Origin of the sequence: Flavobacterium sp. (assembly GCF_027531905.1) — a bacterium.
GTDB lineage: Bacteria > Bacteroidota > Bacteroidia > Flavobacteriales > Flavobacteriaceae > Flavobacterium.
The window spans coordinates 15,500-29,012 of the sequence record NZ_JAPZSU010000044.1 but is presented as its reverse complement, the minus strand read 5'-3'; the positions used below and the strand labels follow the sequence as shown (position 1 = coordinate 29,012).

The 13,513-nt window shown below is 34.0% G+C and carries 13 protein-coding genes and 1 pseudogene; 2 read left to right on the top strand and 12 right to left on the bottom strand.

The genetic code is table 11. From position 1 onward, the window contains the following. A pseudogene (locus tag O9307_RS11710) lies at positions 1-125 on the top strand (IS1595 family transposase); the annotation flags it as partial. Positions 126-135: 10 nt separating this feature from the next. Here O9307_RS11710 and O9307_RS11705 read toward each other — a convergent pair. From O9307_RS11705 to O9307_RS11670, 8 genes are all read right to left on the bottom strand, one after another. Further along, positions 136-924: a hypothetical protein gene (locus O9307_RS11705; protein ID WP_298299452.1), complete on the bottom strand. Its 789-nt coding sequence runs from the start codon at positions 922-924 to the stop codon at positions 136-138. Positions 925-1,216: 292 nt separating this feature from the next. Continuing rightward, on the bottom strand, positions 1,217-2,029 hold the full coding sequence (locus tag O9307_RS11700) for a hypothetical protein (RefSeq protein WP_298299448.1): 813 nt from the start codon (positions 2,027-2,029) through the stop codon (positions 1,217-1,219). Positions 2,030-2,043: 14 nt separating this feature from the next. Beyond that, on the bottom strand, positions 2,044-2,301 hold the full coding sequence (locus O9307_RS11695; protein ID WP_298299446.1) for a hypothetical protein: 258 nt from the start codon (positions 2,299-2,301) through the stop codon (positions 2,044-2,046). After that, complete coding sequence (locus tag O9307_RS11690) at positions 2,291-3,115, bottom strand: hypothetical protein (protein WP_298299443.1); 825 nt, start codon at positions 3,113-3,115, stop codon at positions 2,291-2,293. Before O9307_RS11690 ends, O9307_RS11695 begins: the two co-directional genes overlap by 11 nt. A gap of 14 nt (positions 3,116-3,129) precedes the next feature. Then, entirely contained in the window at positions 3,130-3,939 is an 810-nt protein-coding gene (locus O9307_RS11685) for a hypothetical protein (protein ID WP_298299440.1), read from the bottom strand. A 15-nt stretch (positions 3,940-3,954) separates the two neighbouring features. Continuing rightward, a complete protein-coding gene (locus O9307_RS11680) occupies positions 3,955-4,464 on the bottom strand; it encodes a hypothetical protein (RefSeq protein WP_298299437.1) in 510 nt (169 codons plus the stop codon). 141 nt (positions 4,465-4,605) lie between these two features. Then, positions 4,606-4,986 (bottom strand): large conductance mechanosensitive channel protein MscL, encoded by a 381-nt coding sequence (mscL, locus tag O9307_RS11675; protein WP_064715379.1) that lies wholly within the window; start codon positions 4,984-4,986, stop codon positions 4,606-4,608. Between the two features lie 53 nt (positions 4,987-5,039). Then, positions 5,040-7,481, bottom strand: coding sequence for a bifunctional UDP-N-acetylmuramoyl-tripeptide:D-alanyl-D-alanine ligase/alanine racemase (locus tag O9307_RS11670; RefSeq protein WP_298299430.1), 2,442 nt, complete (start codon positions 7,479-7,481; stop codon positions 5,040-5,042). A gap of 115 nt (positions 7,482-7,596) precedes the next feature. On the opposite strand from O9307_RS11670, the gene O9307_RS11665 reads away from it, so the two are divergent. Continuing rightward, the gene (locus O9307_RS11665) at positions 7,597-8,244 is read left to right on the top strand and encodes a hypothetical protein (RefSeq protein ID WP_298299427.1); all 648 of its coding nucleotides are present in this window, start codon (positions 7,597-7,599) and stop codon (positions 8,242-8,244) included. Here the strand turns inward: O9307_RS11665 and O9307_RS11660 are convergent. The 4 genes from O9307_RS11660 to O9307_RS11645 form a co-directional block, all read right to left on the bottom strand. Then, positions 8,239-8,937, bottom strand: a complete 699-nt coding sequence (locus tag O9307_RS11660) for a porin family protein (protein WP_298299424.1) — start codon at positions 8,935-8,937, stop codon at positions 8,239-8,241. The genes O9307_RS11665 and O9307_RS11660 overlap by 6 nt on opposite strands. Positions 8,938-9,460: 523 nt before the next feature. Continuing rightward, positions 9,461-10,729, bottom strand: a complete 1,269-nt coding sequence (locus tag O9307_RS11655; RefSeq protein WP_298299421.1) for a DUF5009 domain-containing protein — start codon at positions 10,727-10,729, stop codon at positions 9,461-9,463. A 27-nt stretch (positions 10,730-10,756) separates the two neighbouring features. Continuing rightward, positions 10,757-11,965: an anhydro-N-acetylmuramic acid kinase gene (locus tag O9307_RS11650; RefSeq protein WP_298299418.1), complete on the bottom strand. Its 1,209-nt coding sequence runs from the start codon at positions 11,963-11,965 to the stop codon at positions 10,757-10,759. A gap of 11 nt (positions 11,966-11,976) precedes the next feature. Continuing rightward, positions 11,977-13,485 carry a sodium:solute symporter gene (locus tag O9307_RS11645; protein ID WP_298299416.1) on the bottom strand — a complete coding sequence of 503 codons (1,509 nt, stop codon included), beginning with the start codon at positions 13,483-13,485 and terminating at the stop codon, positions 11,977-11,979. Positions 13,486-13,513 lie beyond the last annotated feature (28 nt).

Here is a 13,513-nt window from a genome sequence, read left to right as displayed (position 1 = left end):
ATTTAGACGAGTACAGCTATCGATTAAACAGGTCAATACACAAGCAAACCATATTTGACAATCTAATTAAAAGAATGATTAATCAAAAGCCTATTGGTTTACAAACAATTAAAACAAGTAGATAACTTTACAGCTCTAAATGTTAATATAATTCACGAGTGACTCTATGTCTTCAAATTTATTAGCTTCAGTATTTTTGTTTAGACTTTTACTAGAGTATGGAAGCTCAAGTTCTTTTGAAACAATAGGGTCAAAACAAGTGTATTGAACAGTACCATTGTTGTTTAAGATTATTTCAAAAGCTTTGTCAAAAGTATAGATGACACTTTTAATCTTATCATTTTTTATCGGATTAGTATTTTTTTCAATGAATTCATTGAATTTATAAATCAGTGTATCCGTGTAGGTTATAAATTCATCGTTTTGGATTGTTTTTGCATCTGTTTTATATGTGTGGATCAATAATTCATTTTTATTGTTAGTAATTATTGGTTTTACAATTTTGCATTTGTCTTTTATATTTGAAGTCAATAATTTGATTTCATATCCTTTAGTTTTTGTATATAATACTGCATATTGATGGTAATTACTATACCAAAATGCTGTCACTAATAAGTCAGAATGATGATCGTTATTTAGATCTATTTTTGTCCAGTTTTTAATGCCCCACTTTTGATATAGTTCGCATTGGTTTAATTCGTTAATTATTTGAATGTCTGATTTAATTGTTAGAGTTCCGAGGTTCCCACTAATGAATTTTTTGTCCAGAGATTGAATAAAACGTATAACATCCATCGTGTTTTTTAAGTGATCAATTTGATTATCACTTAATAAATTTGATTTGTTATTAGAACTGTAGGCATTGGTTCTTATTACCATTAAAACGGTAAAACTCCAAAGTAAGATATAGAAAGTATTTTTCATAATTTTTGTTTATTTGCAAGGTTCCCCCGCTGGTTTTTGTTCCGTTACAGTTCCTTCGTCAGCAATGCTACCGTTTGATTCAATGCGATATCTGTCTTCAATTCTTTTTCTCTCGGGACTGTTTATTGGGAATTTAGCATCATATACGGGGGTGTCTTTTAGTCCACCCCAAGCTACCTCTTAATGAAATGCATCACTTGGCTCTTCGCTATAATACGTTTTATAATTGTTGTTGTTTTTAGTGAGAATCTCTTTGTGCAATGCTTTAAGAAACAACAAACTCATTCCATAGTTAATCTTCAATGACAAATTGAGCTTGTGCCCTTAGAAATTCAAGTTTATCTTTGTTTTTCCGAACAAAAATAATTACATAACTATTAATGAAAAGAGTTAATTCATAACACGACAGTTCTTTCTCTTTTGAGTAGTAAAACCTTGACGAATGAATGTATTTTTTTAAGTCTAAAAGCTGTATTGATTTATCGACATCGATAAGCTCTTTTACTTCAAAATGAAAAGCTCCTCCTCCAGAACATTTACTAGCATTGATCAAAATATCATTTTTGTTGTATTTCGATGGATAAACATACTCGTTGTCTAGATCGAAATAGAGTGTGTCTCTTTTTGTCAATGGGTTAGCTATAAAGTCACCTTTATTATTTCTTCTTGTATAAAACGATTTGTACTCTAAATGCCTTGGCTGGATAAATTCATTGCCATTTACAAAAAAAACAGTGTATTTATCAATTAATGAGTCTTGTATTTTATAATTATCTACGATATTATTGTATCTTCCGTCTAGATAAAACGATCTGTTTTCTATAAAATCTTTTATCGAGAGTATTTTTTTAGGTTTTAAACCAGTGGTCAAAAAACCATTACCTATAAAATAAATATAACCATTTGTGCTTACATATTTCATTTGCTCTTCAGTAGCTTTGTGCCATTCGGTATATTTTTGATCAGAAATATTTGGCGTTATTGTAGGTGATATAGTATAATATTTATCTACTGCAAAATAGAGAGTATCTTTGGTTTTTTCTTGGGATTGTACTTTTGTCAATGGCCCAATTGTTATGAGCAGTACAAGAATGATTTTTTTCATAATGGTATTTTCTTCTAGTTTGCACAAGGACTAATTTTACCTAACTTACCAATTCTTTCGCTTAATTTTATTATTTCTTGTTTTTTTGTTGCATCTAGTTTAACCCAAGCCTCTGGATTTGCCTCTGCAAGCCCACCCCATGCTACCGCTTCATAAAATGCATCACTAGGTTCTTCGCTATAATACGTTTTATAATTATTGTCGTTTTCAGTATAAATCTCTTTGTGCAATGCTTTAAGAAACAACAAACTTATTCTGTAGTTAATCTTCAATAGTATGGTATGCTTCCACTTTTGTTTTTAAAAAAGCTACTTTTCCATCTTTTTTTTGCACAAAAATCAATACGTAATTATCCATAAAATAGGCTAGAGAAAAACATTCAGGACTTTTATTTTTTGAGTCATAAAATCTTGAGGTGTGTATGTACTTTTTTAAATCTAAGATTATTTCTGGCTTGAAACTTTCTTTAAATTCTTTGAATTCCAAATCAAAGGAAAAAGCGGTTCCTCCTAAACAATTCTCTCCATTTAAAGAATACTTTCCTTTGTCATGTTTTGATGGGATTATGTATTTCTCATCAAAGTTAAAAAAGAGGGTGTCTTTTTTTGTTAATGGATGAGGGATGCGATTACCTAAGGTATCACGATTAGTGTGGTATTTTTTATATTCAATATGTCTAGGTTCAATAAATTCTTTACCATTGACAAAAAGGATAGTGTATTTGCCAAATAATGAGTCGTTTAATTTATAAATATCTACGACATTGTTGTATTTTCCCTCCATATAAAATTTCTTGTTTTCTATATAATCTTTGATGGATAAAATCTTTTTAGGCTTCAATCCTGTGTTCAAATAACCATTTCCGATAAAATAAATATATCCCAGAGTGTTAGTGTTTTTTAATTCATCTTCTGTTGCGGGAATTAAATCTGGATTTCTTAACCGACCCATATTAGGAATCAATGTGGGTGATATGGTGTAGTTTTTTTCCAATGCAAAAAAAAGAGTGTCCTTAGGTTTTTCTTGTGCTTGCATTGTTGAGATTATAACTACAATTAACATTTTAATTAGAATGATTTTTTTCATAATGGTATTTTTTTTTAGTTTGCACAAGGACTAATTTTACTTAACATACCAATTCTTGCCATTAAAGTTGTTATTTCTTGTTTTTTAGCCTCATCTAGTTTTACCCAGGCTTCTGGATTTACCTCTGAAAGCCCACCCCAAGCTACCGCTTCATAAAATGCATCACTTGGCTCGCCGTAATAATCTTTATATTTGTTGTAATCCGAACTCAATACATCTTTGTGGAATGCTTTTAATGCGTCTTTCATACTGTTAAGATACAATTCAGCCATATTGTTGTGATGGTAAACATCACCATAGGTTTCATATGTTTTTTTAAAATCTGGTATACCATTTGAATTATGAAGTATTGGGGTTTTTCTATAAATATCAGCATGGATGTATTCGTGTAAAATACTTCTGGCTACAACCAGGTTAGGATGGTCATTGGCTCTAGTTGAGCTTATTTTAATTAGAATAGTCTTGTTAATGTCTGGTTGTGTTGTAGATCCGTTTATCTGTTTTGACCCGTCATTGGATAAAACTTCATCAACAGACGTAATATTAATGTTAAAATCTGAATTATCTCCCTCGAAATTTTCAAGTAGTTTTTGTACAAAAGAGTTTCCTTCGTCGTCTAGAAGATTGTTAATACATAAAGGTTTTCCTGTAAGGTTTTTGAAAATCCTTAAATTGTTTGGGTCTTCTTCATTATTATTTCCTCCACCTAAAGAATACCACAAAATATCTGCTATAGGTAGTTCTTTGCCTAATTCGTTTATAGAAACATAGGGATGTGGGTTTTTGAAATTGTTGATTACGGTTACTTCGTTCAATTCCTGCACTGCAAAGACATCTTTTTAAGAAAATAGTTTGTTAGTTTTATTCCCTTTGGTAGGAGCTAACTCTACATCATATTCATTGTTTTTTAATCGGTAGGCTCTAATGAAATCACCATTCAATTTCGTAATTAGAATAACGCCGTTAAAATTATTTTTTGTTGATGATGCATCTGGGCATTCGTTATAGAGGATGGTTTCAATAGAATTTTCAACCTTTAATAATAGCGCACGGATTCGTTGGTTTTTAGCTTTAGCGATTACCGGCACTACTGTTAGCAATTCGGAGGTATTGGTTAGTTTTTCTTGGGTTATTTTGCCAAAAATAAAGTTCAAAGTAGCCTTTTTATCGCTAATACTGACCGTTGTTTCATGTTTTTTTAGGAATTGTATGGCTTCTTCTTTGGTAACGGTTTTAATGGCAGCATTGTTTTCTAGTAAAGATTCTTCGGTAGAGCAACTTTGAATACATCCTATAAATAGTAAAGTCAATAGGATTAGAACACTAGCTTTTAGTTTGTTTGTTTTCATAAAATGGTTGTTAGTTAATGGATTGTAAAAATAGGCATTCCATGTCTATTCACAATACCTACATTAAATGATTTTGAGTCACAAAAAAACCGCCTCTTTTTTGGAAAAGAGACGGTTAAGTTAGACACTAGTGTAGCGGTATTATTTCTTTAATAAATCTCTAATTTGAGTCAATAATTCTTCTTGAGTTGGTCCAGCTGGAGCTGCAGGGGCAGGCGCTTCTTCTTTTTTCTTCATACTGTTAATCGCTTTTACCATCAAAAAAATCACAAAAGCAATCACCAAGAAACTGATTACCGCAGCTAAAAATTTACCATATAAAATACCTCCATCGGTTTTTAGATCCGCTAAATTTTCTACTTGAGCTGCTTTTAACGCTGGATTTAATAAAGCTGGTGTGATAACATCTGCCACCAATGAATTCACAATAGCACCAAAAGCACCACCTATAATAACTCCAACTGCTAAATCCATCGCATTGCCTTTAGCAATAAAATCTTTAAATTCTGAAATCATTCCCATAATAATTCTAAGTTTAGTTTATACAAACAAATGTAAACAAAATAAGTTGTACTTTATTCTCTGTAAAACACCCTTTTAACGCGTTGGGAAATACTGGTCAAGATTTCATAAGGAATAGTATGTAGTTTCTCGGCCATTTCGTTTACCGTTGGGCTTTCGCCAAAAATGATTACCGCATCGCCTTCTTGACAGTCAATTGCGGTAACATCTACCATTAGCATATCCATACAAACGCTTCCAATAATGGTGGCTTTTTGCTGATGAATCGATACATATCCTACTCCATTTCCCCAAAGTCGTGCTATTCCATCGGCATAGCCAATAGGAATTGTAGCTACTTTAGTTGGCTTTTCTGCCATAAAACGACGCCCATAACCTACAGAATCTCCAGCTGGAATCGTTCGGATTTGTGAAATAACGGATTTGAGCGTACTCACATTTTCTAATTCTTTTTGTTCTTCGGCATCATTAGAAACACCATACAAACCAATTCCCAAACGAACCATATCGTATTGCGCTTTCGGAAAATTACTAATGCCCGAAGTATTCAAAATATGGCGAATGGGCTGAATATTCAACTCGGTCATCAAACGGCTGGATAAATTTTCGAACAACTCAATTTGAGATGCAACAAAAGCTTGATGATTTAGGTCATCACTTGTGGCCAAATGCGACAATATACTTTTTACTCGTACCAAAGTAGTATCTTTGAGTATCGCGATTAATTCCTCGATGGTATCTTTTTCAAAGCCCAATCGGTGCATACCTGTATCGAGTTTGATATGAATAGGAAAGTGTTTTAGGTTCTTTTGTTCAGCAATTTTCAAAAAGGAACGCAAGCCTTTCAAACTATAGATTTCGGGTTCTAATTGATGTTGAATAATCGCTGAAAAACTGGTCGACTCGGGATTCAAAACCATAATCGGCAGATGAATTCCTGCTGTTTTCAAAGCAATTCCCTCATCGGCGAAAGCCACACCTAAATAATCAACTTGGTGATGTTCTAGTAATTTGGCAATTTCAAAACCGCCATTTCCGTAGCCAAAAGCTTTGACCATTACCATCATTTTGGTAGAAGGTTGCAATTTCGATCGGAAAAAATTAAGATTATGACTAATGGCATTAAGGTTGATTTCCAGCACCGTTTCATGTGTTTTTTCCTCTAGCACTGCAACAATAGCTTCAAAATGGAAACTTCGTGCGCCTTTGATTAAAATGGTTTCGTTGCCAAAAGTAGTGCTATCCAACTGTGCTAAAAAATCGGCAGTAGTGGCATACGTAGTACAATTGACAAACTTGTTTTTAAAAGCAGTAATGGTCGTTCCAATACCAATCACACGGTTAATTTTATTCGAAATAACAAGCTGCGAGACTTTAGCATACAATTCTTCGTTAGCCAATCCGCTTTGAAAAATATCCGACAAAATCACTGTCTTTTTCTTGTATTGTTTTTGACTTTCTAAAAAATCCAATGCAATTTTTAAAGACTGAAAATCGGAACTGTAACTATCGTCAATAATTGTAGTGCTATTGATACCATCTTTCACCTTTAGTCGCATTTCAACGGGATACAACAAATACATCCGATGTTCGATAGTCACTCTATCATAGCCCAAATGCAACAACACCATCAAACAATGAATCGCATTTTCGATAGAAGCATCATCTTGAAAAGGAATGATGATATCAAAAGCATACGACTGTAGTTGAAGATGCAACTTGGTTTTATCTAAAATGCTTGTTTTTTGAATAAAAACATCCGCAGTGGCATCTTTAAAACTCCAAGAAAAAGTTTTTAATGACGGTTTCAAAAAAGCATCGATGGTTTTATTTTTATTATAAATCAACAAATCACAGTGCTTAAACAGCTGTAATTTTTCTTTTATTTTTTCGCTAATAGAAGAAAATCCTTCGTCATGAGCCGAACCAATATTTGTCAAAATCCCAAGCGTGGGGCGAATGATTTTTTCCAAATGCACCATCTCATTTACGGTAGAAATTCCGGCTTCGAAAATTCCGAAATTATGTTGTTTGGCAATCGCCAAAACAGACAAAGGAACCCCTACTTGTGAATTGTAACTTTTGGGACTACGAATAATCGAATAATCAGGGCTTAGCAAGAAATTGAGCCACTCTTTTACGATGGTTTTTCCGTTACTTCCCGTGACTCCAATTACTGGAAAATGAAATAAACTACGATGATAACTCGCCAATTCTTGTAAGGCTGTTAACGTATTTTGTACCATCAAGAACTGTGCTTTTCCTTCACAATGCTCAGGAATGTATTGCACTACGAAATGAGTAACGCCTTGTTGAATCAAATCATTGATATACAAATGAGCATCGTTGTTGGGGCCAATCAAAGCAAAAAACAAAGTATGCGGTCCGTTTTGTAACGAACGGCTATCGATAGAAATCGCATCAATAAGTACTGAATCGTCGCCTTCGAACGAGGCGTTTATTTGTTTTGAAATCGTAGCAATTGTAAGATTCATCAGGCATTGGGTTTGCAAGTAAAATTAGTAAAACACAACCAATCCGAACCTTGGTTTTAATTTTATTTAACGAGGTGCGCTACTATTTCTTACTACGTTAAAAAAAAACACGCAAATGGCAATTTTAAATATATTTGTAACTGAAAACTCAAACGCTTTGAAAAAAATACTTCCTTTCTTTTCGTACGTATTCCATCCTGTATTTATTCCGTTGATGGCTACCTTATTTTATTTCTATTATAACGAAACACTATTTCAACTAAAAGAAAAAGGATTTGTTTTGTTGCAAATTACCATTTTGACCATTATAGTTCCTATTCTTATTTATTTTTTATTAAAAGCCCTTAATAAGATTGACTCTGTGATGGCTTATGACTTAGGACAACGAAAAATCCCTTTGGTGCTTCAGAGTTTTTTATTCATAGTATTGGTAAAAAGAAGCATCACTATTGATCGCTATCTTGAACTGCATTTCTTCTTTTTGGCCGCCTTATTGAGTACTGTTATTGCGCTTTTGTTGCTTTTTGCAAAAATAAAAGCGAGTATTCACATGCTTAGTTTTAGTTCGCTGACGGTTTTTGTAACGGGATTGCATTTGCATCATCCGGAACATTTTTTGTTGATTGTTCCTATTTTGATTTTTATGAATGGGGTTATCGCCACCTCGCGATTAGTCATGCAAGCGCACACTCCAAAGGAATTGATTATTGGTTTTTTGTGTGGATGTATTCCGCAGGTGTTGCTCTTGCTCGTTTGGTTATAAAATATAGAAAAGCAATCCAATAGTAAGACTTCGTAGTTGTACTTTTTCAGTACCCACTTGCCCGGTTTGAAATAAAGAATTCAACCCATAATGGACGTAAACATTGAAGGTATTGTATCCTGAAGCTAAATATACGCCATAGCCTACTTTATTCAAATTGGTATTGTTTTTAATCGTAACATGCCCCGAATCACCTTCGTACACATTGCGATCATACACCAAATAACTCAACTTAAAACCTGTATAAATACGCCAAAACTTAGTACTTTCAAAAGTTGAAGAACGCCATCTGAATTCAATAGGCAAATCTGCCGTTAGCGTAGTAAACCTATTTTTACTATAGGCTTCGGCTCCCAAAATAGCGTAATTGGGTTGCTGACCGGTTCCTGATACACCGAAATTATTATTGTAATTATTGTATGTACATCCAAGTCCTGCGGCAATCGCGAACGTTCTATTTTTGTTCACGGGCATATCGCGCAAAAAACCACCTGTAAAACCAATAGAAATCTTATCTTTTGAATACCCTTTTGGACCATTTATCAAATTATTATATGTAATTCCAACATAAAACTGATCTTCTCGATACAAAGAATCGATTTTTGCTTTAGGCCGTTCTTCATTATCAATACTATCTTGAGCCAAAGCTAGACTCCCAGAGAACAACACAAAAAGAAAGGTAAAAACACGCATACTACAAGAAATTAAAATGAATGACCAACATTATTCGTTGGCTTTGCCGAAGAACAAAGATACTACTTTGGATTGAAAAGGAATGCGATACAAATTCATCACCTTTTAGTGGCTTTCAGTACATTTCTTTTTTTGGTGCTACCCTCAACTGTGTGGGTAAACAGACAAGCAAAAAAACCATATAAGGTATGTAAGGCCATATAAGAATTGAGAAAATGTACCATTTTATAAATGTAAGTCTATTAATTTGTTGTAGTAGGGATGAGTTGTATAAGAAATAAGAGCGGTATGTTTATCAAACTTACATGACCTTAAATGCCTTAAATGGTTCAAAAATAGAAGTTTCTCGTGTTAGAATAACACTATTAAAATAGTAAAACCCACACAATTCAGGGTAGAACCTTTTTTTTTGAATACATAATGTACCAAGAATCTGCATTAGACCGCTTAGCGTATTTTACTTATTCCGAAAAAACAACTACTCACGGACGATTTTTTGAAGAAGGAAACAGGGTTAAATAGCTTATACTTTTATGATCCAGTTCTTCTTAAATAGAAAATAAAGGATGCCATGAAAAAAAACAATAAACACCAACGCATGCGCTAAAGATGCATTCATTGGAGAATTAAATAGCGGTTCTAAAAAAGTAGTATAGCAATATTTTTGAAGACCAATTGTAACGGTTTTATTTTGAAGACTTTCTATTGGAATCATCGCTAAAGTTCTTGGAATAACACCCGAAAGAAAAAAAACAATCATTGGATTAATCCCCCATAGTACTAATGGAAAAAACATTTTTTTTAGCTCTTTATAATCGGCTAGGTAATACAATACGTTAAATAGTATAATAGCTATTCCGGAGGTAAATAAAACATAAGAACTTGTCCAAATGGATTTGTTAATTGGGAAATAAACAGACATGTTAACCCCTAGAAAAACTAAGACCAATCCAATGACCCATAGTTTTTTCATCAGTTGGATCGCATTTGCGCTATTTAAAAGCAATTGGCCAATCAAAGCGCCCATAATTCCTTGCGCTATTGCAGGTAAAGTAGCAAGAATTCCCTCAGGGTCCCATGGTTTTGTTCCTGCATACACATGCTCTTTTAAAATAATTTGGTCAACCCATGCTGCTAAATTGGTTCCAATTTCAAAATTTGCAACCCCAACACCAGGAATAGGAATGAGACTCATCATCGCCCAATATCCTAATAGTAAACTTATCACTACTCCTATTTGCACTCTTGTTGAAAAAAATGTATAGGTTAAAGAAGCTAAGAAATATACAATACCGATGCGTTGTAGTACACCAAGGAGACGAACTTCTTGAAATTGAACGGTTCCAAATGCCAAAACCATAAAGCAACAGAACAACAGGATCGTTGTATATTTTTTTGTCCAGAAATTATAATTTCCCAGTAAGGCAAAACCAATGATCAGGGTTAGTAGCACTCTGAAAACAACCAAACTAGTTCCTTCTAAATTGAAGATTTTAATAGAATTAAAGAAGTTTAAAAACAAGCCTAAGCAAATGATTCTTAAGGAACGTATTAAATATTTAGTCCCATTTTTAATTGATTTTTCTTTGTTGGGATTAGCCAATGGAATCGCCATTCCTAAAATAAAAATGAAGAATGGAAAAACAAAATCAGCAAGTTTACAACCATTCCACTCGGCGTGAAGTAACGCAGGGTACACATTATCCCAATCTCCAGGATTATTGACCAAAACCATTGTCAAAATTGTAATTCCACGAAGTAGGTCTAAAGAAATAAGCCGTTTATTTTGCATAACTCGCTATATAAATTTTGAACTGTTTTAATCCGGGAAAGATATTTTGCCCATTGTTACCGATGGAATTCCGTTGTTTATGCCAAAATTAGTAGTGCCGCCAGATACGGTTTCATTAGCCAATACTGCAAAAAGAATGGCTTCCTTGGCGTCGCCCGAAATACCAATTTCATCAGTATTCTTAAACGAGCAAGGCACTAGTTCTTTTAAATTATCCATCAAAAGTGGATTGTGCATGCCTCCACCAGAAACATAAACCGTAAAATCAGTAGTCGCTGTTTCTGTTTGTTGGATGGCAACTACTAGTGCTTCGGCCACAGTTTCGGCACTAAAGCGAGTAAGTGTTGCCAAAACATCTTCGGTTGAAAGCTGTTCGGTTTGACTTTCAGTAATCGCTTTTTGAACATACTCTAAATTAAAAAGTTCCGGTCCTGTAGATTTTGGAAAAGGGGCTTCAAAAAAAGGATTGTTTTTTAAAGCTTGTAACAAATCAGGATGTACCGTTCCTTTACGAGCAATTTCGGCATCTTTGTCATAACATTTTTCAGGAAAATGCCATTGTACAAACGCATCTATCAAGGTGTTTCCGGTGCCTGTATCGGTAACAAAAACGCCTTCTGGATTTTGATTTTTTGGTAAAAAAGTAAAATTCCCAATACCGCCTAAATTCAACATGATTCGATTTTCTGTCTCACTTCCAAAGAGAAAATAATCACCATAAATAGCCAAAGGAGCTCCTTCGCCACCAGCCGCCAGATGTTTTTGTCTAAAATCTGAAACAGTAATAATTCCGGTACGAACCGCAATATGATCACCGTCGCCGATTTGTAAAGTAGCGTTTGGAAATTGGGCTTGTTGGTGCAGTATTTTGGGAGCGTGCATAACCGTTTGCCCATGTGAAGCTATCAAATCAACTTCAGTAGCCTTACAATTCCATTCGTTTAGGCAATCCAAAATGAGATCCGCATGTAAATTTCCAATCCATTCGTTTAACAAAGCTAAATGTTGAAAATCGATGTTTTTTTTGGCAAATACTTTTCGGATTTCAGCTTTTATCGCTTCCGAATAGGGTACCGTTGTAAACTGTTCAAGAGAAACAACGGTCTTTTTTCCTGAACCCGAAATGTTGCAAAGTGCTATATCTAATCCGTCTAACGAAGTTCCCGACATTAACCCGATAATAGTTCGTGTTGGTTTTTGTGCCAATTCATATAAGGATTTGATATTCTTATGCATCATGTAGGAATTTAAAAATTGTATTCTTCAGCAACGTTTTTGCTCGTCAACCACAACCCAATAAAAGTAAGTATCGTATTCAAAATAATTAATTCGTTATCAAAAACATACCCGCCCAAAAGAGTTGCTGCGTTTTCATTAATAAGTAAGGTTAACGCAGGAGAAAGTACGCAAATAAAAGGCACTAACTTGTCGTTTACTTTTTTGGATTTCATAAACAATCCAAAAGCATACAGTCCTAAAAGTGGCCCGTAAGTATACGATGCGACCTTAAAAATCATTCCAACTACAGAGCTATCATTGATTGTATTGAAAACCAAAATTACTAAAAAAATAAGGGCGGAAAACCCAAAATGAACAAGATGTCTTGTCATCACCAAATTCTTTTTTTGACTATTTTCAACCTTATCCATGCCTAAAAAATCTACACAAAAAGAAGTGGTAAGTGCTGTTAGTGCCGAATCAGTGGTGGCAAAAGTGGCCGCAATTAATCCTAATAAGAATACAACTGCTGGAATAGTAGCCAAATGATGTAAGGCAATTTCAGGAAAAAGCAAATCCGTTCGCGGTTTATTCGTAGCCAAGTCCAGTGGAATTTGAATGTTATTTTTGGCCGCAAAAATATAAAGTAAAGCGCCTACGCTCAAGAAAAATATGTTAATGATTACGAAAATCGTGGTAAAACTGAACATGTTTTTTTGGGCTTCGCCAATGTTTTTACAACTTAGGTTTTTTTGCATTAAATCTTGATCTAAACCTACCATGGCTATGGTGACAAACATTCCTCCTAAAATTTGTTTTACAAAATGAAATTTACTTCCCATAAAATCATCAAAGAAAAATATTTTGGAATAATTACTGTTCTTTACTTCTTCAAATGCACCAACCATACTCAAATCCAAACTATTGCATATAAAATAAATGGTCATAAAAACCGAAGCGACCAAGAAGAACGTTTGTAAAGTATCGGTAATGATAATTGTTTTTAATCCGCCTTTGTAGGTGTATGAAAAAATCAGTAAAAGCGAAATTAAAACGGTGGCTGCAAACGGGATATTATAATAATCAAAAACATAGCGTTGCAATACGATTACTACAAGATACAATCTGAAGGCTGAGGAAATGGTTCGACTTATTAAAAATATGGAAGCCGCCGTTCGGTAACTGTAAAACCCCATGCGCTGTTCGATATAACTGTAAATCGAAGTAAGATTCATGCGGTAATAAAGGGGCAAAAGCAATTTGGCTACAATTATAAAACCAATCGCATTTCCAATTATAAACTGGAAATATTTGAATTGCTCCCCATTAGGCGAGCCTACTTCACCGGGTACCGAAATAAACGTAACTCCAGAAAGCGCAGTTCCTATCATCCCAAAAGCTACCAAGTACCATTTGGAATTTTTATTGGCGGTAAAAAAGACATCGTTACCGCTGTCATTTTTGCTTACAGTATACGAAATAAAGAATAAAATTCCGAAATAGGTAAAAATTAAAAGTAGTATTATACTTGGAGTCATTGTGTGTTTTTAAAGGTTAAAGGGCAAA